Here is a 24,712-nt window from a genome sequence, read left to right on the forward strand (position 1 = left end):
GGCCTCCTAATACTGAGATTAAATAGGTTGTATACCAAATTGCTGAATATGATTTAACAGCTCGCGGTTAGTGGGTAGTTGTTGTAATCCGCGTTTGGCTTGTTGTTGGTTAGCACTAAAATGCTCAATAATAGCCGTTGGCATTGCAAGTACAGGAAATTGTGGCAATTGCTTCATTCCATAAAGTACATACTGGTAACTGGCTGCAGAGAAGACCTCTTGAGCGCGGTCAAAGTCGTTTAACCACGGACTTTGATATTGCCAAAGTGCTAAGTTTTCTTGAAGTTGCAGAGGGACTGAGTTTGCCTCTTTATGGGCTTGCCAATAGGGGCTAGTGCGCTTTGACAACACATAATGCAGCTTTAAAAATTCAATGATACGTTGCCAGCGATAATGGCACTGCTCATCAAACCGCTTTGCCAGTGTCGGCATTGCAGCACGATGTGTTGGGAAATTAGCAAGTAAGTTATTCAGGCCAAGCTCCACCATGACTAACGCTGAGGCTTCAAGTGGTTCAATAAAGCCTGCAGACATACCAATAGCTAAACAGTTTTTATACCAAAAACGGCGTCTATAGCCGGGCGTAAAACTGATTTCACGAAATGTCAGTTCATTTTGCGCGGTACCAGGCTGGGTTTTTGCAATGTACTGGCTAAGCGCCTGTTTCGCATCTTCGCTACTGGCAAAACGACTTGAGTACACCATACCTAGACCACGGCGGCTTTGTAAGCCGATATCCCAAATCCAACCGGCATCTTGCGCAGTGGCTTTGGTATAAGAAAGGATCTCTTGCTGCGGGTTTAAATAGGGCACCTGTACGGCAACGGCTCGATCGTTAAATAACACATCGTGTTGCTCAATTAGCTCTATCCCGTAATGTTGATGTAACAGCTTTGCGTGGGTGCCAGAGCAATCAATAAATAAATCACCTGCAATAGTGCCATGATCGCGGGTTTGCAATGAACTAATATAGCCATCTTCATCACTATTGATACATTCAACATGACTGACGATATGCTCAACGTTTAGTTTGGTCGTGCAGTGCTGTTGTAGCAGCATGGCAAACTTACCGGCATCTAAATGATAGCCATAGTTTGCTTCACCTTGATAGGCGCTATGCAAGTGGTTTTTCGGTGCTTTATGGTGATCGCATAAGTAGGTTTGGCTTGCCACCGCGTGGCTGAAACTCACAGCATCTTTGTTGGCAAACCAGTAAGGTGCAATATTTAATTGCTGATACGCCACCGGTAAGCTGAACGGGTGGTAATAATGTGCGTCGCCTTCATCGTCGCACCAGCCATCAAAGCGTGAACCTTGTTTAAAAGACGCATCACAACGTTGAATAAATTCACTTTCGCTAATGCCGATGGTTTTTAAGGTTTGTCGCATGGTTGGCCAAGTGCCTTCACCAACACCAATGGTGGCAATATCGGGCGACTCAATCAGGGTGATCTGTGCGTTGTGAGTTAAATGGGGCTGGGCAGCAATTAAACCTGCGGATAACCAACCTGCAGAACCACCACCTAAAATGACGACTTTTTTTACTTCATTCTGTTGCATGTTTAAGGCCATCTCAAATGCTATGTAGACAAACTAGCATAAATACGAAAAAAAAAGCCGCTGTTGAGCGGCTTTTTTGACAACAAAATGCTAGAACGAGTAGCGGAAGCCGATGTTGTAGCGCGCACCATATTGGTTTGCACGTAACAGCTGCTCAGAGTAACGAACGTAAGTACGTTGCGTTTCATCTGTCAGGTTTAGACCTTCAACAAACACCGTTAGGTTCTCGTTAACTGAATAGTTCACGTTAATATCCCACTGGCCATAAGACTCAGTAAAGATTGGTGAAGCATGTTGGTCAAAGCCTGTTAAGAACTCATCACGCCAGTTATAAGAAATACGAGCAGATAAACCGTTTAAATCATAAATCGCAGAGAAGTTAGCTGAATCACTTAAACCCGGTAGGGCAAATTGATAGCCAATAGCATCTCGGTCTGCTTCAACATCACCAAATACGAAAGTCGCGTTAGCGGCAATACCAAAGCCAGAATCACCAAACATATGTTGCGCTGCTAGTTCCCAGCCCCATAGGTTTGCTGTTTCAACGTTGTTATCACGCGATACGAAGAAGCTTGCCAGTGGATCTGTATCGTTACCAACGATAGGTGTGCCTTCTTCAGTGCCTTGGTTTTCGTTGATCTTATCGTGGATTGCTTGGTCAGATGGTTGCTCACCTGCTGCTGCTAAATCTTCACGCGCTTGCTCTGCACGATCACCAATGAATGGGTCTGTAATACCATCAATCGTTTCTTCGGTTGTGATATTTACAAGGAAGTTATCAACTTGCTTACGATAGTAACCCGCAGACACATAGCTGCCTTCACCGTAGTAGTATTCAAGTGATAGATCGATATTATCTGAAGTATAAGGTTTTAAGTTCGGGTTACCCACAGCCACTTTACGTTGACCCACTTTCGGGTTACCTAAGAATGACGTTGTTGAGCGAAGCGCGCCAACAGGAGGACGAGCAAGGCTACGGCTGTAAGAGAAGCGTGCAATAACGTCTTCAACTACTTCGATGTTCATATCGATGCTAGGTAAAAACTCTTTGCTGCTACCTTCACCGTTTGAGAATGAACGCTCATCAGCGTAAATGTAAGACCATTCGTTACCGTTAACCCATTCCATCGCAACAGCAGGGCGCTCTAAGCTGTTTGCTGTAACATCTGTTGATTCGTAACGTAAACCCGCAGTGATGTTCACTGGCATACCGTTAAATTCTGTTTCGAAGTTAGCTTGTGCGTACACCGCAGTTGTTTCTTCGCTTACACGATGATCGTCATCGATTGGACCCGCTTGTACCATGCCGTTTACATCAGCAGGCCAGCTACATGCGCCAACGCCGCCATCAGGGTGATCACAGTCAATGCTTTCGGCAATCGCGACAATGTCATCGAAATCAGCATCGTAGTAGTAATTTAATAGCTTATCGCTACCACCACCAGAGAAGCCATCAAGTAAACCTGAGCTGTCTACACGAGTGAACATGCTGTCATCGTACCAATCAGCTGACATTAACCACCAACCAGCAGCAAGCTGACCTGAGTAGGCTGTCGTCGTACGGAAATCAATTTTAGTATGTGATACACCAAAGTTAATGCTCGATAGGGCGCCGCTGTTTTCGTTATACCACGTACCTTTTAACTGGTATTGGTCAAGGTCGTTGGTGTTAGTGTCTTTGTTTACACCGGCGAAAAGGGTCCCCATGTCGCTCGGTAAAATTTCTGCTTGGCCATTGGTTAATGTCATATCGATAAGTGGAATTTCGCCTTTGCTGAAGTCAGCCATTTTTTCGTCGATATTCACTGTTGGGTTTTCACACCATGAACATGACGTGTTACCAATAATCATAAACGCATCATGGCCGATACCCACACCGGCACTTTCAGCTGATGAATTGTGCGCATCAAACTCGATGTTTAAATTGTCTGTTACTTGCCAATCAATGTTTAAACCAAGTGATTTATTTTCGTTAGTTGTTGCACCGCGGTTTAAGTTTGTTGAGTAGTCACCACCAATTTCAGTTACTTGCGTGTAAGTACCGTTTTCATTAATCGTTGCTGCGCTAACATTACCACCATTGTTGAACCACACACCAAAGCTACGGCCATCTTTTTCAAACTCTAGCTTTGAGTAAGTGTAATCAACGGTTGCAGTAATGCGGTCATTCGGTGCGTATTGCAGCACAAGTTGACCATTGGTACGTTTACGTGAATTGTCTGAAAACGCATAACCAGCATTTTGCGGGTACCAGGTTGCGCCATCACCGCGTTGGTTGTTATCTGTCAGTGCTAAATCAGGAGACGATGAAATATCAACATTTGGGATCCAGTTATCAACCGCCATTGATTGTTCGCGGTTGTCACGCTCTTGAACTGAGCCTGAAATTAAAATACCGAATTTGTCATCGTTGAATGTGTTGCTGTAGATACCTGATAGCTCAGGTGTTACATCATCACCTGTTTCGTTTGATGTGTCGTGAACTGCTTTTGCACCAATCGAAGCGTGTAAACCAGGGTTAGAAAGAGGTTTAGCTGTGGTGATATTAACTGTTGCACCAATACCCCCGCTAGGGATATCAGAACGCGCTGTTTTATATACTTCAACACCGCTTACACTTTCTGTTGCGATGTCGCCAAAATCAAATGAACGACCGCCAGTTGTTGGCATTTGACGATTGTTAAGGGTTACTAAGTTAAATTCAGGACCAAAACCACGAACCGTAATTTTGCTACCTTCACCATTACTACGGTCAATAGACACACCGGTAATACGTTGTAAAGATTCTGCTAGGTTGGTATCAGGGAATTTACCAATGTCTTCAGAGGTAATTGCATCAACAACACCTGCAGATTGACGTTTGATATCCATTGATTTTACTAGGCTTCCGCGGATACCTGATACTTGTATTACTTCAATATCACTTGCTTTGTCGGGCTGTTCTTCGGCGACAGCTGAGTGAGGAACTAGCGCGCTTAGACCCATTGCCATAGACAGGCTAATAGCAAGCTGCTTTTTCTTGAAAAGTGTGTGGTTCATGCAAATCTCCAGATTTGGTTTTATTTTATGTTGTTGTCTATTTTTGTAAGCGCTTACATTTTCTTTCAAAAAAAATCGCCGAACCCGATTTTATAAATGTAACCGCTTACATTAAGTTATTAGAAAGTAAAACAATCGTCAACACAAATAACGGTTTAAGATCAGAGGTAATATCTATGTTTATGTTATTATGGGAAATATTTTATCAAAAAGTTTCTGTTTTTTAGGTACAAAGGCAACGCCTTTCAGCTAAAATTAGAAAATTAGAGTCTTTTACATTTGTTAAAACAAGAGGTGTTTTTGTGCAATCAGTGAAATGGAATGAAGGTGTATTCACCCCAAGCAAAATCATTTGCGTTGGTCGTAATTATACTGCGCATATTGCGGAGCTTAACAATGAAACACCAACAAATATGGTGCTGTTTGCAAAACCAAATAGCGCAATCACAGAGTCTCTTAAAAGTGAGCATTTAGGTGAGGCACTCCACTTCGAAACTGAGCTCTGCTTTTTAGTTAAAAACAAACAACTGGCTGCGGTTGGGCTAGGGCTTGATTTAACCAAACGAGGCCTACAAAGCACGCTTAAAGAAAAAGGCCTACCTTGGGAGCGCGCAAAAGCATTTAATGGTTCTGCGCTTTTTACTGAGTTTGTCACGGTGAATGACAGTTACCATTATCAATTTAGTTTGAAGATTGATGGTAAAGAGACCCAATTTGGCGATACGAAGTTAATGCTGCATAATGCTGAGCAAATCTTAGCCGAAATCAGTGAATTTATGGATCTAGAAGATGGCGATATCATTATGACTGGCACGCCTGAAGGGGTAGGGAAGGTTGTCGCTAATTCAAGCTTTGCTGTAACTCTTATGGATGATCAACAGGCGTTGCTATCTCATCAGTGGCAGGCTCTTTAAGCGGGTCTAAAATGTAGCGCTGGTAATAAGTTGAAAACTCAGGAAAGCTTTGTTCGAGCCAAGTTCGTTGGCTTTGCTGGTATCTCTCACTTGGCAGTACTTTGTTCTTCAGCGCCTCATTAATTTCTGCAAGCACTTTTTCGGCATAGTTATTAGGCGCGTTCGTTGAGCAACCAATGGCGCCAAATACCACATTCTGAGCCGGATTAACAATGGTGAGCTTTTGAATATTCTGTTGGTTTTGTTGATTGTAATAATCAGCAACGTAGGGGTAATCAATGGTGTAATCAATGTAGCCATGCTCTAACTGCGAGAGCAAAGCAAAATTTGGACTACTGCCATTACCACTTAATGCTGCACTTTCGTAAAGCTTGGTATTTTTCGCTATAGCATCAAGCTTATTGCCAAATTTACGCGCATCATTTTGACCATAAATAAAATTGGCATCAGTGAGCAAAGAGATAAGTGATACTGGGTTACCGTGTTTTTGCTTAATTTTCAGTGCTTTCTCTTCGGTACTTAATACGCTAAAGGGTGGGTACACTGTGGTTGGGATTGAGTAAGTAGCGCGGTTGGTTTTTTTATCACGATGGATCATGCAGGCATAGCACGCCATTTGTCCGTCATCGAGATATTTACTGCCACGTTTTTGCGGCAACATCACTTTGTTGTGGTTAATGTTGGGTAAGGCTTCAATCAACATATCGGTAATTTCATTGCATAGCCCACCATGGGGATAAGCGTTACTTTTCTCGATAAAGAAGGGCTTACCATCATTTTCAAGCCAAGTAATTGAGAGCTGCTCAGAGGCATGAGTAATGGTGGCAAACAACGACCCTGCAACCACGCATAATACTTGTTTTACGACTCTACTCATTAACACCCTACAAAGTTAAATGCTATGAGTAACTATACACTAAAGTATGGATAAACCTGTAGGTGAAACAGAAAAATGATAAATTAGTGCTAGTGAGCCTACAGAGGGTAGACTCACTCATATTTTCGAATATTACCTAGAAAGGCATAGGATAGCGGGTAAATACGTCAGCGATTTTATCGTTAGCTTCATCGCTTAATTGCACCGAGAAAGCATCGATATTTTCTTTTAACTGCGCCATTGATGTTGCACCTATAATCGTTGAGCTTACGCCATCCACTTGATCACACCAAGCCAATGCAAGTTGTGAAGGTGTTAAATTAAAGGCGTTAGCAATTTCAACATATTCAGCAATCGCAGCGCGTGATTGTGCTGTGTCTCTAAATAGGCCATTACGTTGCACTAGCGTCCAACGACTACCTTCAGGGCGAGCACCATTTAAGTACTTACCACTTAGCATGCCGCCACCTAGGGGTGACCAAGGTAGGTAAGCAATATCTTCATGAATACATTGTTCAATCAAATACGGCCAATCTTTGGCGTGCAATAAACTAAATTCGTTTTGAATCGATACCATGCGCGGAAGGTTATGCTGCTCACTTAAGCGTAAGTACTGGCTGATGCCCCAAGGTGTATCGTCTGATAAACCACAGTGCTTAATTTTACCAGCCTTGATACAGTCATTCAGCCCTTCAAGAATATCTAACATACCCGCGATATTTTGATCAGTGTCAGCCTCTGAGAAGCACACTTTACCTGGCCACTGTTTACCAAAGTGCGGTGATGTACGGTTAGGCCAATGTAATTGGTATAAATCGATAACCTCAGTTTGCAAGCGTTTAAGAGATGCATCAACGGCTTCAACCACTGCTTGGCGAGTAATATCGCCTGCATCGCGTACCCAAGGTAAGCCGTTACCCGCAATTTTAGTGGCAATGACAAGATCATCGCGTTTGTCTTTATTACGCGCTAACCAATTACCGATGATCTCTTCTGTCTTACCGTAGGTGTCTGGAGAAGGTGGTACGGCATACATTTCGGCAGTATCAATAAAGTTAACGCCTTTATCTAATGCATAGGCGATTTGTTCATCGGCATCGGCTTGGTTGTTTTGCATACCCCATGTCATGCTACCTAAGCAAACACGAGATACATCAATACCACTTCGACCAAGTGGGCTATAAAGCATAATAGATCCTTGTTAATCGCTAGAATGGGCTTTAAGTGCAGTTAATAACTCATCATTTAACTGCGCTTTTTTACCCGTTTTAAAATTAAACATAACCACTTGTGATGAGCCAATGGTTGTTACTGCGTCTTGGCTTTCACTAAATACAGTGTAATGCATCATAAAACGATCGTGTTCAATGTCACTAATCTTTACACCAACATGCACCGTATCAGGAAATGTCACCGGGCGTTTATAGCGAGCATTGTTTTCGCTGATCACCGGACCCACACCTGTTACTTGTAAATCTTTAAGAAAACCTAGTTGAGTAAAAAAATCGATACGGGCTGTTTCAAAGTAGCGAAAATACACCACATTATTGACGTGCTGCAGGGCATCCATTTCACCCCATGCAACATTAATTTTTGTTCTGATAGGGTGTTGTTCTATAAACGATTGCATAGTAAATCTTCGTTGATTGTGAGAAAACTTAGGTTAGCAATATGCTGCTTTTAGCTCAAGGAAATTAGAAAGCTCAGTAGATTGTGCTAGATTTATAAGTTCACGCTTACGTAAAGTGTGAGCAAAATGAACACACATTAAAGGACCTTAATTATGCAGCAACTAACCTTGAGGGTGATAAAGTGGATTGCACTTTTCATCTTACTCGCTCTAGCTTTGCTCTGTTATAGCATGGGCACAATGTCAGGATTTATCGCTTTAATTGTCGTGGGCTTGTTATTCGAAGCCGCGTTTTGGTTATTTGGCGCACGGCTTATCAGTCGCAAAAAACCAAACCAACAAACAAGCCAAACCTCTTAGCTTGCACTCTCAGGAAGTTTAAATATAATAACTGTATATATAAACAGTTGTTGTATTCCTGATGAAAAAATTCATTCACATCGATATGGACTGCTTTTATGCAGCCGTTGAGATGCGTGATAACCCCGCGCTTGCCAATGTGCCACTGGCTATAGGTGGTAATAGTCGTCGCGGGGTGCTATCAACAGCTAATTATATTGCCCGTAAATATGGTGTGCGCTCGGCGATGTCGAACTATCACGCCAAACAACTGTGCCCCGATCTGGTTATCGTGCCCGGACGCATGCAGGTTTACAAAGAAATCTCCACGCAAATTCGCGCCATTTTTGCAAAGTACACTGACCTTATTGAGCCGTTATCGTTAGATGAAGCCTACCTTGATGTAACCGACAGTACCGCATGCAAAGGCAGTGCAACTCTGATGGCAGAGCAAATCCGCCAAGAAATCTATGACACCACCGGACTAACAGCCTCAGCGGGCGTTGCGCCAATTAAGTTTATTGCCAAAATAGCCAGCGATGAAAATAAGCCTAATGGTCAGTTTGTGGTATTGCCCGATCAAGTTGATGACTTTTTGGCGAGTTTACCGCTTGGCAAAATTCCTGGCGTAGGCAAGGTGACATTAGAAAAGCTGCAACTTAAAGGGCTTTACACGGGGGCTGATGTGCGTGCGAAAGGGGTTAATTGGATGCAGCAGCACATTGGTAATTTTGGCGTGTCTTTATATCAAAAGTGTGCAGGCGAATACGTTGGCAAAGTGTCAACAGAGCGAGTGCGAAAGTCGCTCAGTGTTGAGCACACCTATGAATACAACAAAAATAATTTAGACGAGTGTTTAAGCCAGTTACCCCGCTTGATGGATGAATTAACTCGTCGTCTTGATAGACAACAATTAAACAACCGCATCAATAAATTATCGGTGAAGGTCAAGTTTGCCAATTTTGTTGTGACCAGTGCCGATCAAAGCCACCATCAATTAGACGAACGCATTTTTGCTGAGTTAATGAGCAAAGCCTATGAGCGAGGTAACAACCAGCCAGTACGCCTGCTAGGGATAGGTGTCGGAATAAAGAGTCAGGCTCACGAGCATTTTCAGCTGAGTATATTAGACTAAAGGTTAACACCTTGGTGCTTGAAAGTTTGTTAGTGTCTAGTTGGGGTGCTAGGCCTGCCTAGTTCAACACCTTAGACAACATTATAACTTAATAAGAGAGATGACTATGCAATCGGTCGTAATCGTGCTGCTCGGAATAGTCGGTATGTTGTTCGGATGGTTCTTTTATTCGAAATTCATCGCCGAAAAAATATTTAAAATGGATGATAATTTTGTCACACCTGCTCATGAACTTGAGGATGGTGTGGATTATGTGCCAACTAACAAAGTTGTGTTATGGGGTCACCATTTCACTTCTGTTGCAGGTGCCGCGCCAATTGTTGGCCCTGCCATTGCCGTTTATTGGGGCTGGGTGCCTGCGGTACTTTGGGTGGTATTTGGTACTATCTTTTTTGCTGGTGTTCACGACATGGGGGCTCTATGGGCCAGTGCGCGTAACAAAGGCAAATCAATGGGCGCTTTATCTGAAAGCGTAATTGGTAAACGCACCCGTGCGTTATTTATGATTGTGGTGTTCTTAGTACTGCTGATGGTGAATGCGGTATTTGGTGTGGTCATTGCTAAATCATTTGTATCTCAACCTAACGCGGTATTCCCTGCTTGGTCAGCGATTGTGGTGGCTTTAGTCATCGGTCAATTGTTACGCCGTAAAGTGTCGTTAATTCCACTGTGTTTAATTGGTGTTGCCATTCTTTACTACACAATTTACCTAGGTAGTAGCATGCCAATCGCATTACCTGATGAAATGTTCGGATTGAGTGCGAATGCGAACTGGATCATCATCTTATTTATTTATGCTGCCATTGCTTCATTATTGCCGGTATGGATGCTGTTACAGCCACGTGACTTCATCAACGGTATGCAGTTATTAGTGGGATTAGTACTACTTTATGGTGCGGTATTTATTTCAATGCCAGATATCACAGCGCCTGCGTTTAATACCCAAACGGCGGTAGATACACCAAGTATTATTCCATTGTTATTCGTGACTATAGCTTGTGGTGCGGTATCGGGTTTCCACGGTATTGTGTCTTCAGGTACCAGTTCTAAGCAGCTTAACAAAGAAACCGATGGTCGCTTTGTTGGTTACTTAGGTGCGGTAGGCGAAGGTATGCTTGCGCTTATTACATTGGTTGCAGTAAGTGGTGTTGCGCTTGCGGTATCTCCAGAAGAATGGCATGAAATTTACAGCCACTTAGGTGCCGGTAGTGTGAGTGCCTTTATTAATGGTGGCGCTAATCTAATTGAAAACGGCTGGGGTATTTCGCAAGAAGTCGCCTCAACATTACTTGCCGTAATGGTGGTGCTGTTTGCGGGGACTACGATGGACTCTGGCGTTCGTCTGCAGCGTTATATCATCCAAGAATGGGGCGATATTTATAATATCAGCATTATTCGAAACGGTGTGGTTGCGACGTTAGTTGCTGTACTTTGCTGTTTACTGCTTGCTTTTGGTGCTGGTGGCGCTGATGGTAGCGGCGGTATGATCATTTGGCCGTTATTCGGCTCGACTAACCAAATCCTTGCAAGTTTAACCTTGTTGGTTATTTCAGTGATGCTAATTAAGGCGAATCGTCCTGCAAAATACACACTGATCCCAATGAGTTTTGTATTGATAATGGCGTTCTTTGCTGGGGTTATTAAACTTGGCGAGTACTATCAACAAGGTAACTGGTTACTGGTGACACTTGATTTGTTAGTACTGGTGGTGAGCGTACTGGTTATGCTTGAAGCTTGGTCTGTGATTGTTAAGCATCGTAAAGACTCAGCAGACATTACAGAGCAGTAAACTTAGCTTGCCAGCCTTATCGTAAGCTATCTTACTTGGCTGGCAATAGCGCTTTAAATCAATGATAATAAGGTCCTATGTTTCTAACAGCAGGACCTTTTTTATGGCATACCCTCATGCAGTTGCAGCCCCGCAATTAGCGGATGCAAATCACGATGCATTGATTATTATCGGTGATGATTTTTCTTCTTTAGCAGACGCAAGCTTAAGCCAAGCTATTAGCGCTCAACAAGCCGTAGACGCACGTATTGGTAAACAAGTGACATTACTTGTAATTGACTCTAAACGCGTTATTTTGGCGCCTACAGGCCCTCTGAACCGTGATTATGATGATGTACGTCGTTACTTTGATGCGGCAAAGCAAGGTGTACTAGAAGCGAAAGCATCGGGTAGCACTCAGCCTGCAATTTTACTTGCTAATGTAAATCAAGATAGCCGTTACAAGCACGCCCTCGAAGTGGCTTATTTAGGTGCTTGCCAAGCACTTTGGCAACCACTTGAGGCTCGTGAGTACCATGGTCAAGCGATTGAACCAATTAGCCAAATTAGCCTAGTTGGCGCAGACGAGGCAATGAGCAAAGCGCTTAATGCTATTGCTGCGGGTCAATACGCTGCACGTGATTTATGTGGTACAGAACCTGAGCGTATGGCACCACCACGTTTTGCTGATTACTGCGTTGAGTTATTTGCGGGTAGCAAGGTATCTGTTGAAGTGATTTCAGATATCAACACTATCGATAAAGATTACCCAATGATGAGCACTGTAGCGCGCGCATCTTACGCTGTTGAACGTCATCACCCACGTGTTGTAAAACTAGAATACGTGCCTGAAGGCGACGTTGAGCGTACCTTAATGTTTGTTGGTAAAGGTTTAGTTTACGATACCGGTGGTGCAGACCTTAAAGTGGGTGGCTTTATGGCAGGCATGAGCCGCGATAAAGGCGGTGCGGCTTCGGTTGCTGGCTTTATGAAATCAGTGGCTGACTTTGCACCAAAAGGCGTAAAAGTAATTGCCTATTTAGCCGTGGTTCGTAACTCAATTGGTTCTGATTGTTTTGTTCCTGATGAAATCATCACTTGCCGTGAAGGTGTACGTGTTCGTATCGGTAACACCGATGCTGAAGGTCGTTTAGCAATGGGTGACTTACTAAGTGAAATGAAAGATCGCGCTTTAAACGAAGTGAACCCAGAGCTATTCACTGTTGCTACGCTAACAGGCCACGCAGCACGTGCGATGGGTCCTTACAGTGCGTATGTTGAAAATGGTCCAGCTCGTGCAGCGAATGTTTCACGCCAAATTGCTGATTTAGGTGATTTATGGGCAGATGGCGCAGAAGTATCTCGTAGCCGCCGTGAAGATTACGATTTCGTAAAACCACGTACACTGGCAGATGACGTACTTTCAAGCAACAATGCACCATCAGCTGTAACTGCACGTGGTCACCAGTTCCCAATGGCATTCTTAGCGATTGTTGGTGGCTTAGATAAGCATGGCACTGAATCTGAAAAGCCATTACCGTATGTTCATATGGATATCGCAGGTAGCGGTGTAGAAGGTGGTGATTGGCAACATGGTAAGCCTACCGCAGCAACAGTAAGCAGCTTATTCGCTCGTTATTGTTTATAAGCTAAAGTTATAAGTTTTAAGTTTGAAAAGCCCCGCACAGCAGTGCGGGGCTTTTTTGTGGTGTTAGTCGAGCTTGAAGCGGTTAACGACATCACTTAACGCTTGCGAGCTTTGTTTTAAGTTTTCACTGGCGTTCGAAAGTCCTTCGGTATTCGACAGTGATTGCTCAGTTGATTGCGAAAGCTCATTAATCCGTAAATTAACCTCATCTGCGGCGCTAGTTTGTTGCTCGGTAGCGCGGGCGATTTGGCTGTTCATATCTTTGATAATAGTGACAAGTCGCTCAATCTCACTCAGCGAACTATTTGCTTCACCTGCCTGTGAAACTGTTTCGGTTGATAACTGTTGGCTTGCTGATACAGCATCAACAGCAGCTTGTGCACCGGTTTGTAGTTTACTGATCATGGCTTGAATTTCGTCGGTACTTTTACCTGTACGACTTGCTAATGTACGTACTTCGTCAGCTACCACAGCAAAGCCTCGGCCTTGCTCACCAGCACGAGCCGCTTCAATAGCAGCATTGAGTGCCAGTAGGTTGGTTTGCTCAGCAATACTGCGAATAACATCTAATACCGAGCCTATGTTGTTACTCTCTGCAGCAAGATCCGCCGTTACCTTACTCACTTGTTCAATATTATGCGACAGGGTCTCAATGGCGGTAATGGTCTTGTTAAGAACCTGCTTGCCTGCTTCGGCATTTTGCGCCGCTTCATTGGCGGCATGTTCAGCTTGGTCAGCATTTTGACTAACATCGTGAATTTGATGAGTCATTTGTTCCATCGCGGTTGCTACTTGAGTTGAGCTATCGTTTTGTAATTCAATAAAAGAGTGATTGGTTTTACTGGCATCATCTACGCTATGAGCAAACTGATTTACTTGCTCGGCATTGTGGGCAACATGCTTCAGTGACTCACGCATTTTTGCGGTGTACAAATTAAAATAGCGCGACAAACGAGACACTTCATCGTTGCCATTTTCATCAAGCTTTTGGGTTAAATCCCCTTCGCCTTGTGAGATGTCTTTCATCATGTTTGCGGCAAGTTGGGTCGGGCGTAGAATACTATTGGCAATTAGGTAGCTAAGTGCAACCAGTAGGGCAATGAGCACCACAGCGGTGATAATGACATGGGTACGAAGCGAAGAGAATGCTTCTTCAATGGTATCGATGTAGACACCAGAGCCTACAATCCATTGCCACTTGTCAAAACCTTTTACGTAGGCAATTTTATCAACCGGCTTGTCTTTACCAGGTTTTGGCCACTTGTAGGGAATAAAGCCTTTACCTTGTTTTTTGACAATATTGACCATATCGACAAATAACAACACGCCATCTGGATCTTTACTGCTCGCTAGCGATTTACCATTTAATTCGGGCTTAAACGGGTGCATGACCATCACGGGTTGATAATCGTTGATCCAAAAGTAATTGTTGTTGTCATAACGTAGTGCAGAAATTGTTTCGAGGGCTGCTTGTTTGGCCTGTTGCTCACTTAGCTTACCTTGCTCAAACAATTCATAGTTATGCTCAATAATAGAGTAAGCAGACTCAACAAGGTTTTGGGTTTTTATGTATTGCTCATGTTTTAGCGAGCTGTATTGCTGCGTTAAACTCGAGACGCTCAAAAATATCAGCCCTATCACGACCACACTCACTAACATGGCGAGGCGCTGAAAAATTGTAAAACGGCGTAAGTAATTCATGTGTGTTCCTTCGTCATGCTCATAGGAGCAATGTATTAAGCGTAGCCAAAATAGGTCGAAAATCTAGTTAAATAGTAGAATACATTGAGACAAAAAAAAGGCTGATTTAACAATCAGCCTTTAGTCTAAGTTATCGAAATTGAACGTGATTATTCAACGTTAAAGTGTCGGTTGAAGAAACTTGTGATAGTTTGGTGTAAGTGCGTTTGTACGCTCTTGCCACGTAAACTGTGTTTTGAACCCGGGTAAGTCATCATTTCGAACTGTTTTTCTTGATCTTGCAGTTGTTTGAATAACTTAGTGGCGTGAGTGAATAATACGTTATCATCAGCCATACCGTGGTAAATCATCAGTGGGCCTTTTAAGCCTTCAGCATACGGGAAAACTGCACTTGCTTCGTAACCTTTCGCGTTAGTTGCAGGGTGACCTACATAACGTTCAGTGTAGTGAGTGTCGTAAAGTTCCCAATCAGTGACTGGCGCACCAGAAACACCGGCTTTGAAGTAGTCGCCCGCTTTAAACATGGTCATAAGCGCCATGTAACCACCGTAGCTGTGGCCATAAATACCAATACGCTCAGGGTCAACGTAATCAAGGGTACGTAAGAACTCGACCCCTTTAATTTGGTCTGCCACTTCAGCAACACCTAAGTGCTTATAAATCACGTCTTCAAACTTTTTACCACGGTTGTATGAACCACGGTTATCAAGTTGGAAAATAACATAGCCTTGTTGTGCCATGTACTGGAAGTATAAGTTTTTACTACGCCAGCTGTTTGTTACGCGCTGAGCATGAGGGCCGCCATACACGTTAACAATAACCGGGTGCTTTTTACCGTCTTGGTAATTAGTTGGCTTGAATAAACGGTAATGCATGATTTGCCCGTCTTCAGCCGTCAACGTGCCGTATTCAGGTGTGATCAAATCAGCAAGGTAAGGCGTTAATGGGTGTGACTTATCTAACTTGTTTTCTTCAAGCCAAGTGATAAATTCGCCATTAATTTTACGTAATGCTGCTGAGCCTGGCTTATTAACTGATGAGCTGTTATCGATAAAGGTTTTGTTATCTTTAGCAATCACCACATTATGGTAAGCGCCTAGTTCAGTTACGCGTTTAATTTCGCCTTTCTTGAATAGCGGTACGCTGTAAAGGTGGCTTTCAAGTGCTGTATCTTTACGACCTGCAAAATAAACGATGCCTTTTTTCTCATCGATACCTTTTAAGCTATCAACAACCCATTCACCTTGGGTGATTTGACGGATCATTTCGCCGTTTGTGCGGTATAAATAAAGATGTTTAAAACCGTCGCGCTCAGATGCCCAAACGAAATGTTTTTTATCGTTTAAGAACTGCAAATCAAAGTGCAGGTTAATCCAAGTATCACTGCTTTCTGTTAGGGCAACGGTTTGTTTTTTAGTGTCGCTATTATAAAAACGTAACTCTAAGTTATGTTGCGAGCGGTCTTGCCACTGATAAGAAAGTGTTTTGTTATCTTTTAACCAGTTAGCACGAGCGATATAGATATCTTGATCGTCGCCTAAATCAACCCAGTCAGTTTTTTGATTGTTGATGCTTACAACACCTAACTGAATTTTAACGTTGTCGGTACCTGTAAACGGGTAGCGTTGGTTAAAAAGCTTTACTTCATCCGCGTAAATTTCATTACGGATAGCTTCTTTTACTGGGCTTTCATCAACACGGGTATAAGCGATTTTAGATTCATCACCAGACCACCAGTAGCCAGTCATACGGCCCATTTCTTCTTGCGCAACAAACTCGGCCATGCCGTTTTTAATAACGCCGCCACCATCTTTACTTAATTGGATTTCTTGACCCGTTTTTAAGTTAAGTGCATATAGGTTTTGCTCACGAATAAACGACACATAATGGCCTTTAGGTGAGAAACGTGCATCGGTTTCAAATGCTTCTGTGTCGGTTAATTTACGGCTTTTAGCTGAAGCAAGCTCATAATAGTAAAGGTCGCCATTAAGTGGAAATAAAAGCGCTTTACCGTCTTTTGACCATTTATATTCTAAAATCCCTTTACCAAAAATACGCTGGCGCTCACGGCGTGCTTTTTCTTCGTCAGATAAGTTCTCTGGACCAGAGAATAGTGCAGCAGAGTCAACTAATAAGCGGTTTTTGTTATCTTTTAAGTTGTATTCCCATAAGTCGTAGCGATTGTAATCATCGGTTTTACCTTGCAGGTAAGTGACACGACTGCCATCTGGAGAGAATTTAAGTTGCACAGGCGCTTTGCCTGCTAAGCTTGGATCGTCAAAAATACGCTCAAGAGTAAGCGGTTCAGCGGTCACACTGAATGCTGTTGCCACCATCGGCAAAGCAAGTGAGAGAGATTTAATTTTTTTTAGCACAGGAGTACCTTCGCTCGAATAAAAACTGCCACGATGGTAATGGTAAGCTTAGGCAACTGCAACAAAATGCTATAAAGTAGGGGATGTTTACCCAATATCAAAGGATTTATTGATGAAAAATACTGATACGCCGTTTTCTCTGGCCCCAGAACTACAACGCGACTGCATTGAGCTTGCGGATTGGCCACTGTGTAAAGTATTACTGATGAATGATAGCCAATACCCATGGTTTATTTTAGTGCCAAGAGTCGCTGGTGTTAAAGAGATTATCGACCTTTCTGAAGAGCTACAAATTACCTTATTACAAGAGTCGGGCAAACTGAGTAAACTATTACAACAGGTATTCAACCCAGACAAACTTAATGTAGCAGCACTAGGGAATATGGTACCGCAATTACATGTTCATCATATTGCGCGCTTCACAACTGATGCGGCTTGGCCAACACCAATCTGGGGTAAATTACCAGCAGTGCCTTATACAGACGAACAAATTGCGGTATTAAAAGCGCACTTTTAAACTGTTTGTTCTACCAAGATTGGACTAAGCTAAATGGATGATGCACGAAGGGGTACAGAATAAATGAAACACACAGTGTTTGCCGTGTTGCTTATTCTGAGCTCTTTTTCTTGTTTAGCAAAAAGCTATTACTTTGTTGGTAGTCACTTTCCTGCCATTTTAGAACAAGATCAGCAGGGAACAGTGGTCGGCTTAGGTGCCGATATCGCACACGAAATTTGCAGACGTTTAGGGCATGAGTTGGTTATTGATATCATGCCACTAAAACGTGCACTAAAAATGGTAGAGCAAGGTCACGCTGATGCCATTATCGGTCCTTACAAATCCCCTATGCGTCAGCAGTATATGCAATTTAGTGACTTGCCCTTTTACGAAGACCCGATCGTTTTTTATACCAAGAAGAACAATGATGTGACCTGGGTTGGTAATTTTGCCAGTTTACGAAAAGATATTATTGGTACCATTCGAGGCTGGAACTATGGCCCTGAATTTAAACGTAATGAAACAAGTTTATCGCTATCTGAAGTGGGCAATGTGCGGGCTAGTTTTTTACAGCTGATGTATAACCGAGTTGACTTAATTCTCACCCATCCTCGGGCAGCAAAGCCAGTGATCGACAGTTTAGACATAGCAGATAAAGTGATTATGTTATCGCCACCTGTCACGATTAATCAGGGCTACTATGGCTTTAGTAAACAACGCGAACTCGATGAATTTATTGATGCTTTTAATGCCGAGTTTCAAAAAATGCTGATCAACGGGGATATTGTAGAACTAAACTCCAAATATGGTTTGAACTTCGTTGCACACTAGTCGTGTTTTACTCGATTTCAGGCAATAAAAAACGCTGCAATTGCAGCGTTTTTTATTAAAGGAGAATAGGGCTTAAAGACCTAATACTTCTTTACCTTGTTTGAAAGTAACATCAACAGGGATGTTAGCTTGGCTTAGCTTTTCTAAGTCTTTAGCTAGTTCAGCTTTGATATCGCCATGGGTTGCGATTAGCTGATCAACTTTTTGGTAATCACCGTCACCTTGAATCGTTAAGATTAAGCGTGATAGTTTTTCCATTGCTTGGCTCATCTTCTCCATGTTAACGCTGTATAAGCCGTCAGCATTTTTTGAGAAGGCACCTTCTTCAGCAAAGAAGTTAAAGCGGATCATATTCGCTTTACCGTGTGCACTTGATGCACCAAAACGCACTGAGCGGAAGATACCAGCCATAAAGGTAATGTAGTAATCTTCTAATGTACCGTCAGTGATCTCGCCTTTCTTAAGTAATTGCTCAACCATGTATAGACCTAAGATATCCGCTTTACCTTCTTCAAGGGCACTAGCATGCTCTTGCAATGATTGGCGAACAGTTCCTTTACCAGTAATGGTGTTTTTAATACCTAAACCGTGCGCTACTTCGTGGAACATTGTGTTTGCGAAGAACGCGTCAAAGGTGATGTGCTTGCGTTGCTCAGGAACAATTAGCTGCTCTGAAATTGGCACTAAGATTTTATCGAACTTAGCACGCATTGCATTTTTAAGCTGTAAACGACGTGTGCCTTTTTCTAGCTGTACTTGCTCATCATTTGGCAGGTTGATAGCAATAGTTTTACTACCTGCATTTGAGTGACCTGCGTAATAAACAACATCATAAGCATTTAGGTCAGCATCAGAGCCTGGGACTTCCTGCTTATACTTTTCATCTACAGGTAAACCTTTTTGTAGCTCTGGTAAGAAAGCGGCAAACTTGGCTAAACGCTCGCTCCAAGCTAAGTCTTTGATTAGTACATAGGCTTCATACGCTGCGCGGTAACCAAATAATTGATCTTCATAGGTTTCGATAGGACCAATAACCACATCAATTGGGTTATTTTTCATATCCATCCAAGCAAAATCAGAAGGTTGGAAGTCATCACTTACCAATGCGTCTGCGCGCATGCTTAGGTAGTTAGCGAACTCTTTATCATCAGCAAGAGTGCTTGCTTCGCGTAATAAGTTAGCTGCTTTTTCTAGTTCTTGTGCGTACTCAACCGAGTAAGCTACGCTATAAAGAAGACCTTTTTCATCGCGTTTGATCACCGAGTAAAGACCGGTTTTGTCATCAACGATTGCATTGTTTAACTCTTCTTTTGTGATATCGCTTGGGTAAAACTCAGCGCCTAGTGGCTTTTCTTCATAACCTGATAAGAATACTTGGTCGCCGTTTAAGCGATCCCAAGGGCCATAGTTGATATCTGCAAACTTCTGAACTTTTTCATCATTAATTTTTGCTAAAAATGCGTCTTTATTCTCACCAAATGCTTGGCGCCAGAATAGCTCATCCATAATTTTTGAGGCTTCGATCAACTTACCAACCATTTGTTTTTGGTTGTCACTTAAGTGACTAAGATCAGAAGTAAGCGTGAAGTCTGTGTAAATGTCTAAACGGCTTTTCTCTGCATTGATAAGTTGTGGGTTGTTTTGTTCAGTACTTTGCTTTGTTTGCTCTGCAGCAGGCTTAGTTTGAGAAGTGGTTGCTTGCTCGTCAGAACATGCACCAAGAAAAACAGCACCTGATAAGATAAGTGCTTGGCTAATTTTATTTAATGTCATTTTTTTGCCCGTTAAAAAGTGAGAGTCATTGCTTAGAAAACAAAAAGTCTATGCATTAAAGCAAACCTGACATATATATGGCAAGTTTACAGCGCTAGAAGCAATATTTATTTATGAGTTAGGGAGTTAAAAAATATAAAAATAGATAATTTCTGTGAATTTCTTAACTTTAGCGCTAAGTTAGACAATACTAAAACTATAACTAATCTAATAATGTCAGTCATTAGTTTGTATTTATTTTGACAAACTAACCCAAGAGGATGGCACACATATGTCAACAGAGAATGCATTACTGACCATATTGGTCGACAGAATAAATAATGACACGTTAGTGTTACCTACCTTACCAGAAGTTGCAGTGAAGGTGAGGCAAGCCGCGGATAACCCCGAGGTAAACTTGATGGATATGGCAGATGTCATTTCGCATGACCCTGCATTGTCGGCACGGATGATCAAAGTCGCGAATAGTGCATTTATGGGGCGCTCAGTTAAAGTCACAAACCTACACCAAGCTGTAACACGAATTGGCCTGCGTCAAATCAAGAACATTGCGACGGCAATGGCAATGGAGCAGCTGTTTGTATCACATAATGAGCTGATTAAAGGCTATATGGACAAGGCATGGCAGAAAACCCTTAAAGTAGCGTGCCATTCAATTACCTTGATGGACTTCTTTTTACGCCGAAACAAGCATACATCATTGAATCGTGACACAATTACTTTGGCTGCATTAGTTTATAACATTGGCGTGCTGCCAATTTTAACTGAAGCTGAGAAGCACCCTGAAGTGTTTGCAAACCCTAGTTTCCTTGCTCATGCTATCCAAAAGCTGGGCGGTAAAGTGGGTGGCGCAATTATGCGTGCTTGGGGATTTACTGATGAGTTTGTAGAAGTTGCTGAAAGTTGGGCAAATCCAAACTATCGACCAGAGCATATTTGTTATGTCGATTTCATTCGTATTGGTGCGATTTTAGAAGGCATCTTACAGGTTTCTGATAAGTCAGCGGCATTACAAACCTATATGGATAAAGGCGTGATTGAATCACTTGATATGTTCAGTGACGATGAATATAACGATATGCTTAACGAAGTAAAAGCAATTTTTACTGACTAACTACAGCAAAAAGCGCGACTTAGTCGCGCTTTAAATTAACTAACTCTCAGATTAATTTTATAAATCTTCTGCGTCGCCTAAACCTTGGGTTAGCTCTTCTAGTAATTGTTTAATTTCTTCTGACGCTAAGATGAAGTCAGCATCAAGTTTGACCGCCATATCTTCTTTTGGAATGTCGGCGTTTTCTTCTTTTAATGTTTCTGAGTAGCTTAAACGCTTAATTGAACCATCGTTTTGTAGCATGAACTTAACGCGTTCTTGCCAATCAAGAGCCAGCTTAGTTACGCGCTTACCATTTTCTAAGTGTGATTTTACTTCGTCACACGATAAGTCATGGCCTTTTAATTTAACCTGAGCGCCACTGTCATCGGCTTCCTCAAGCTCTGCATCGTTACCGATAGAGAAGCCTTCAGGGGTACTGAAATTAGTTAACCAGTCAGTTAAAAATACGTCTAAATCATAGTTCGCAAATGCAGGTACGACAGGAAGCGTACCAAGTGATTTACGAAGTAGGGCTAAAAGCTCTTCTGCTTTATTAAAGCTTGCGCTGTTAACCACAACCCAGCCATTCTTTTGATCAATAAATGCAAACTGCAGGCTCGATTTTTTAAATGCTTGAGGCAGTAAAGTGTGCAGAATATTTTCTTTTAGTTCGTCTTTTTCTTTTTTCTTTACTGGGCGGTTTTCTTCGGCTTCGATTTGTTCAACCTTCTCTGCAACCAATTCGTTGATAACGGCAGCTGGCAGCACTTTTTCTTCACGCTTAGCGCATACTAAAATGCTGTCTTGAGAGAAATGAGACAGAGTTTGACCGTGCTTACCAAAGGCTTTTGTCCAACCGAAAGTTGAAAGCTCTTGGCCTGTACATGAGCGGAACAGGTCTTGTTCTAGGGCTTTGTCGAAGTCTTCTTGAGCGTATGAAACGTCTTGTTTAAAACGGTAACAGATAAGGTTACTAAACCACATAATTAGGCTAATCCTTTCAATAAATTTGCCCAATCATAACAATAAAAAACTGATGCCGAAATGAATCATTTCGGCATCAGTGCTAATTGCTTATGAGTTAAACATTGAAAGTGGTTTTGGCATGTTTTTCGGAAAACTAATATGGTAGTGCAAGCCTTTACCGACTTCGCTTGATACCTCAATATCGCCACTAAGCGTCTGTTTAACGAGGTTAAAAGTAATATGCGTGCCCAAGCCACTGCCGCCTTGGTCGCGCTTGGTTGTAAAGAATGGGTCAAATAGCTTTTCTAGCTGGTCTTTTGATACGCCATTACCATTGTCTTTAAAGTCGATAACGACTTCGTCATCTTCTTCTTTGATAACGATATCGATGATGCCACTTTCAATCCCTTCGAAACCATGAATAAGAGAGTTCATAATCAAGTTTGTGAAAATCTGACTAATCGCCCCCGCAGGCAGGTTAAGTGTTAAATCGTCAGGGCAATCTAAATTAATATGATGCGACGTTTTCTTTAGTTTTGGATGGAGTGAGCGGATCACTTCACCTAAGTACTCTTTAAAGTTAATCGTTCTTACCGCTTCACTGGCTTGGTCGACTGCAATTTGCTTAAAGCTTGCAACCAGCTCAGAAGCTCTATCTAGGTTACTAGTAAGTAGGCTAGTACTTTGCTTGGCGTCATTAATAAACTCTTCAAGCGCTTTTGGCGACAGGGTTTTATCCTTGTAAGCCGCTTCAATTTGGTCCAAGCGTTCTTGTAAGAATGACGTCGCAGTAACACCAATCCCGATAGGTGTATTCACATCATGCGTAATACCCGCTACTAAACCGCCTAAAGCTGCCATTTTTTCTGAGCCAACTAAACGTTCTTGCGCCATATTTAGTTCATCAAGGTAGCGTTGTAACTCAGTTTGTTTGGTGATGAGCTCTTGTTCAGTTTGCTTACGTAAATCGATTTCTTCAGTCAGTGTTAGCTTTTGTTTTTCAAGCTCATATTTTTGCTGCTGCAAGTCCATCATTGCTTGGCTTAAGTTTGATGTTTTGCGCGCCACTTCTTGTTCTAACTGTAAGTTATGTTGGTCGAGCTTTTCATTGCTTATCAATAATTCTTTTTGTGTATGTTCGAGCTCTTCACGGTAAAGTACCACCTTATCGATTAGCCGGTTGAAAGACTCTTCCATTACTTTAAGCTCGTTGTGCTCAACGGTATGGATCTGAATATGGCGACCTTCTAAGTCGTTTAATTCAAGATCTTCAATTTGTTCTGTAAATTCTGCCAATGGCTCGGTTAAGCGTTTTCTAAATGCCAGTAAGAAAAGAATGATCAAAAAGGTGGTTTTGATCATCGCATTACCAATTAAAAAGTAGATAGAAATCATGATGCGGCTAAATACCACTTCACGACTTGAGAATAAGGTTACGTCACCTACTTGGGTTGTTTTACCAGAGAATTCAAAAATGAGTGGGAATGTATAACCGAATAAACCTGACGGCGTATCTTCGATAATCGCTTCTTCTTGCACTAACTGCTGACTGTAAAGCTCATGGATATCTAGCGAACGGCCTAGTTGTGAAAGCACTTCGCCACTGTCATCACGTACAATAATGCCTTCAATCATAGGGATCGCTAATAGGCCTTCAGCTGTCGTAATGGTTTGTTTATCGTTCAACTCCCAAATAGCGCGGGTTAAACTACGGCTAAATGTTTTTTGTAAAGTCGTTAACTCGTCACGAATGTAATCTTTGGTATTAACGTACTCAGCAATAACTTGTCCACAGGTCACTACAAAAGTAAGTAAAAAGTAGACTGAGAGTACATTTGTTAATAATTCTTTTGACAGGCTTTTTTGTAGCATGGAATATCCATAGCTCCTTGGTGACAATTGTAATACATTCAGCTAGTTCTAAAGTTAGCTAATAAATGGTTAAAAAGAAATAAATATATCCTTTTTTACTGGAACATTTATAAATTGTTAGTATTTTTTGAAAAAACTTAACCTTACTGCGCTTGAAAAAGTGTGTTATAAATTTATTTCATCTTTAATTTAGCCTTTTTTAATGTTGTATTTGCTACAGCGAAGATTTTTATTTCATGAATAATCCTAATTTTTCAGTACTAGTCTGTGATGATTCAAATATTGCCCGTAAGCAGGTAGTACGCTGTTTAGGTGATTGCTTGGATGCAGATATTCAGCAAGCTACCAATGGCCGAGAAGCTCTTGCGCTACTTCGTGAGCAAAATTTTGATCTACTGTGCTTAGATTTAACCATGCCTGAAATTGATGGCGTTGCAGTGCTCGAAACGATTAAAGCAGAGAAAATAGAGTGCTTTGTAATAGTGATTTCGGCTGATATTCAGGTCGAAATGAAACAAAGAGTAGTAAAATTGGGTGCTATTGACTTCATTGATAAACCGATAGATCTTGTGCGTCTTAAAGCAACTTTGCATAAATTTGGTATTCATTAATCTTTTATATAACGCAAACGCATAATTTATCTTTTCTTTAAGGGTTGACAGGCTGGCTATAATTAAGGCAGTCTACAG

19 protein-coding genes are annotated in these 24,712 nt (G+C 42.1%); 9 read left to right on the forward strand and 10 right to left on the reverse strand.

Annotated features, from left to right (window positions below; all coding sequences use genetic code 11):
* Positions 1 to 18: 18 nt before the first annotated feature.
* A complete protein-coding gene (locus NH153_RS06670; protein WP_063702289.1) occupies positions 19 to 1,560 on the reverse strand; it encodes a tryptophan halogenase family protein in 1,542 nt (513 codons plus the stop codon).
* Between the two features lie 90 nt (positions 1,561 to 1,650).
* Positions 1,651 to 4,599 (reverse strand): TonB-dependent receptor, encoded by a 2,949-nt coding sequence (locus tag NH153_RS06675; RefSeq protein ID WP_063702203.1) that lies wholly within the window; start codon positions 4,597 to 4,599, stop codon positions 1,651 to 1,653.
* Positions 4,600 to 4,901: 302 nt separating this feature from the next.
* Here NH153_RS06675 and NH153_RS06680 point away from each other — a divergent pair, with 302 nt between their 5' ends.
* Positions 4,902 to 5,513 carry a fumarylacetoacetate hydrolase family protein gene (locus NH153_RS06680; protein WP_063702205.1) on the forward strand — a complete coding sequence of 204 codons (612 nt, stop codon included), beginning with the start codon at positions 4,902 to 4,904 and terminating at the stop codon, positions 5,511 to 5,513.
* Here NH153_RS06680 and NH153_RS06685 read toward each other — a convergent pair.
* The 3 genes from NH153_RS06685 to NH153_RS06695 all read right to left on the reverse strand — a co-directional run bounded on the left by NH153_RS06685 (position 5,464) and on the right by NH153_RS06695 (position 8,020).
* Positions 5,464 to 6,390, reverse strand: coding sequence for a hypothetical protein (locus NH153_RS06685; RefSeq protein WP_082874007.1), 927 nt, complete (start codon positions 6,388 to 6,390; stop codon positions 5,464 to 5,466). The genes NH153_RS06680 and NH153_RS06685 overlap by 50 nt on opposite strands.
* Before the next feature lie 136 nt (positions 6,391 to 6,526).
* Complete coding sequence (locus tag NH153_RS06690) at positions 6,527 to 7,579, reverse strand: aldo/keto reductase (RefSeq protein WP_063702208.1); 1,053 nt, start codon at positions 7,577 to 7,579, stop codon at positions 6,527 to 6,529.
* Positions 7,580 to 7,591: 12 nt separating this feature from the next.
* Positions 7,592 to 8,020, reverse strand: coding sequence for an acyl-CoA thioesterase (locus tag NH153_RS06695; RefSeq protein ID WP_054552595.1), 429 nt, complete (start codon positions 8,018 to 8,020; stop codon positions 7,592 to 7,594).
* A 153-nt stretch (positions 8,021 to 8,173) separates the two neighbouring features.
* Here NH153_RS06695 and NH153_RS06700 point away from each other — a divergent pair, with 153 nt between their 5' ends.
* From NH153_RS06700 to NH153_RS06715, 4 genes are all read left to right on the forward strand, one after another.
* Entirely contained in the window at positions 8,174 to 8,380 is a 207-nt protein-coding gene (locus tag NH153_RS06700) for a hypothetical protein (RefSeq protein ID WP_054552594.1), read from the forward strand.
* Between the two features lie 61 nt (positions 8,381 to 8,441).
* The gene (gene dinB / locus NH153_RS06705; protein ID WP_063702209.1) at positions 8,442 to 9,494 is read left to right on the forward strand and encodes a DNA polymerase IV; all 1,053 of its coding nucleotides are present in this window, start codon (positions 8,442 to 8,444) and stop codon (positions 9,492 to 9,494) included.
* A 106-nt stretch (positions 9,495 to 9,600) separates the two neighbouring features.
* On the forward strand, positions 9,601 to 11,283 hold the full coding sequence (locus NH153_RS06710; protein ID WP_063702212.1) for a carbon starvation CstA family protein: 1,683 nt from the start codon (positions 9,601 to 9,603) through the stop codon (positions 11,281 to 11,283).
* A 103-nt stretch (positions 11,284 to 11,386) separates the two neighbouring features.
* The gene (locus NH153_RS06715; RefSeq protein ID WP_063702214.1) at positions 11,387 to 12,910 is read left to right on the forward strand and encodes a M17 family metallopeptidase; all 1,524 of its coding nucleotides are present in this window, start codon (positions 11,387 to 11,389) and stop codon (positions 12,908 to 12,910) included.
* A 63-nt stretch (positions 12,911 to 12,973) separates the two neighbouring features.
* Here the strand turns inward: NH153_RS06715 and NH153_RS06720 are convergent, their stop codons facing one another.
* Both NH153_RS06720 and NH153_RS06725 read right to left on the reverse strand, forming a co-directional pair.
* Positions 12,974 to 14,611, reverse strand: a complete 1,638-nt coding sequence (locus tag NH153_RS06720) for a methyl-accepting chemotaxis protein (protein WP_063702216.1) — start codon at positions 14,609 to 14,611, stop codon at positions 12,974 to 12,976.
* Positions 14,612 to 14,760: 149 nt separating this feature from the next.
* Positions 14,761 to 16,986, reverse strand: a complete 2,226-nt coding sequence (locus NH153_RS06725) for a S9 family peptidase (RefSeq protein ID WP_063702218.1) — start codon at positions 16,984 to 16,986, stop codon at positions 14,761 to 14,763.
* A 112-nt stretch (positions 16,987 to 17,098) separates the two neighbouring features.
* Between NH153_RS06725 and NH153_RS06730 the strand changes: the two genes are divergently transcribed.
* On the forward strand, positions 17,099 to 17,503 hold the full coding sequence (locus NH153_RS06730; RefSeq protein WP_063702220.1) for an HIT domain-containing protein: 405 nt from the start codon (positions 17,099 to 17,101) through the stop codon (positions 17,501 to 17,503).
* 63 nt (positions 17,504 to 17,566) lie between these two features.
* Positions 17,567 to 18,316 carry a substrate-binding periplasmic protein gene (locus tag NH153_RS06735; RefSeq protein ID WP_063702222.1) on the forward strand — a complete coding sequence of 250 codons (750 nt, stop codon included), beginning with the start codon at positions 17,567 to 17,569 and terminating at the stop codon, positions 18,314 to 18,316.
* Between the two features lie 72 nt (positions 18,317 to 18,388).
* On the opposite strand, the gene NH153_RS06740 is transcribed toward NH153_RS06735, so the two are convergent.
* Complete coding sequence (locus tag NH153_RS06740; RefSeq protein WP_063702224.1) at positions 18,389 to 20,089, reverse strand: DUF8614 domain-containing protein; 1,701 nt, start codon at positions 20,087 to 20,089, stop codon at positions 18,389 to 18,391.
* A 271-nt stretch (positions 20,090 to 20,360) separates the two neighbouring features.
* Here NH153_RS06740 and NH153_RS06745 point away from each other — a divergent pair, with 271 nt between their 5' ends.
* On the forward strand, positions 20,361 to 21,203 hold the full coding sequence (locus NH153_RS06745; RefSeq protein ID WP_063702226.1) for an HDOD domain-containing protein: 843 nt from the start codon (positions 20,361 to 20,363) through the stop codon (positions 21,201 to 21,203).
* Positions 21,204 to 21,260: 57 nt separating this feature from the next.
* On the opposite strand, the gene rdgC is transcribed toward NH153_RS06745, so the two are convergent.
* Positions 21,261 to 22,169, reverse strand: coding sequence for a recombination-associated protein RdgC (gene rdgC, locus NH153_RS06750; protein ID WP_063702228.1), 909 nt, complete (start codon positions 22,167 to 22,169; stop codon positions 21,261 to 21,263).
* 90 nt (positions 22,170 to 22,259) lie between these two features.
* Positions 22,260 to 24,023 (reverse strand): sensor histidine kinase, encoded by a 1,764-nt coding sequence (locus tag NH153_RS06755; protein WP_063702230.1) that lies wholly within the window; start codon positions 24,021 to 24,023, stop codon positions 22,260 to 22,262.
* A gap of 236 nt (positions 24,024 to 24,259) precedes the next feature.
* Between NH153_RS06755 and NH153_RS06760 the strand changes: the two genes are divergently transcribed.
* Positions 24,260 to 24,634: a response regulator gene (locus NH153_RS06760; protein ID WP_063702232.1), complete on the forward strand. Its 375-nt coding sequence runs from the start codon at positions 24,260 to 24,262 to the stop codon at positions 24,632 to 24,634.
* Positions 24,635 to 24,712 lie beyond the last annotated feature (78 nt).

It is taken from the genome of Pseudoalteromonas gelatinilytica, from assembly GCF_001641615.1.
Taxonomy (GTDB): Bacteria; Pseudomonadota; Gammaproteobacteria; order Enterobacterales; family Alteromonadaceae; genus Pseudoalteromonas; species Pseudoalteromonas gelatinilytica.

Coding starts and splice junctions, on each gene's coding strand:
- rdgC (WP_063702228.1), bottom strand. CDS start 22,169: ATGTGGTTTAGTAACCTTATCTGTTACCGTTTTAAACAAGACGTTTCA.
- NH153_RS06740 (WP_063702224.1), bottom strand. CDS start 20,089: ATGACATTAAATAAAATTAGCCAAGCACTTATCTTATCAGGTGCTGTT.
- NH153_RS06690 (WP_063702208.1), bottom strand. CDS start 7,579: ATGCTTTATAGCCCACTTGGTCGAAGTGGTATTGATGTATCTCGTGTT.
- NH153_RS06710 (WP_063702212.1), top strand. CDS start 9,601: ATGCAATCGGTCGTAATCGTGCTGCTCGGAATAGTCGGTATGTTGTTC.
- NH153_RS06685 (WP_082874007.1), bottom strand. CDS start 6,390: ATGAGTAGAGTCGTAAAACAAGTATTATGCGTGGTTGCAGGGTCGTTG.
- NH153_RS06715 (WP_063702214.1), top strand. CDS start 11,387: ATGGCATACCCTCATGCAGTTGCAGCCCCGCAATTAGCGGATGCAAAT.
- dinB (WP_063702209.1), top strand. CDS start 8,442: ATGAAAAAATTCATTCACATCGATATGGACTGCTTTTATGCAGCCGTT.
- NH153_RS06670 (WP_063702289.1), bottom strand. CDS start 1,560: ATGCAACAGAATGAAGTAAAAAAAGTCGTCATTTTAGGTGGTGGTTCT.
- NH153_RS06760 (WP_063702232.1), top strand. CDS start 24,260: ATGAATAATCCTAATTTTTCAGTACTAGTCTGTGATGATTCAAATATT.
- NH153_RS06730 (WP_063702220.1), top strand. CDS start 17,099: ATGAAAAATACTGATACGCCGTTTTCTCTGGCCCCAGAACTACAACGC.
- NH153_RS06735 (WP_063702222.1), top strand. CDS start 17,567: ATGAAACACACAGTGTTTGCCGTGTTGCTTATTCTGAGCTCTTTTTCT.
- NH153_RS06695 (WP_054552595.1), bottom strand. CDS start 8,020: ATGCAATCGTTTATAGAACAACACCCTATCAGAACAAAAATTAATGTT.
- NH153_RS06720 (WP_063702216.1), bottom strand. CDS start 14,611: ATGAATTACTTACGCCGTTTTACAATTTTTCAGCGCCTCGCCATGTTA.
- NH153_RS06675 (WP_063702203.1), bottom strand. CDS start 4,599: ATGAACCACACACTTTTCAAGAAAAAGCAGCTTGCTATTAGCCTGTCT.
- NH153_RS06745 (WP_063702226.1), top strand. CDS start 20,361: ATGTCAACAGAGAATGCATTACTGACCATATTGGTCGACAGAATAAAT.
- NH153_RS06755 (WP_063702230.1), bottom strand. CDS start 24,023: ATGCTACAAAAAAGCCTGTCAAAAGAATTATTAACAAATGTACTCTCA.
- NH153_RS06700 (WP_054552594.1), top strand. CDS start 8,174: ATGCAGCAACTAACCTTGAGGGTGATAAAGTGGATTGCACTTTTCATC.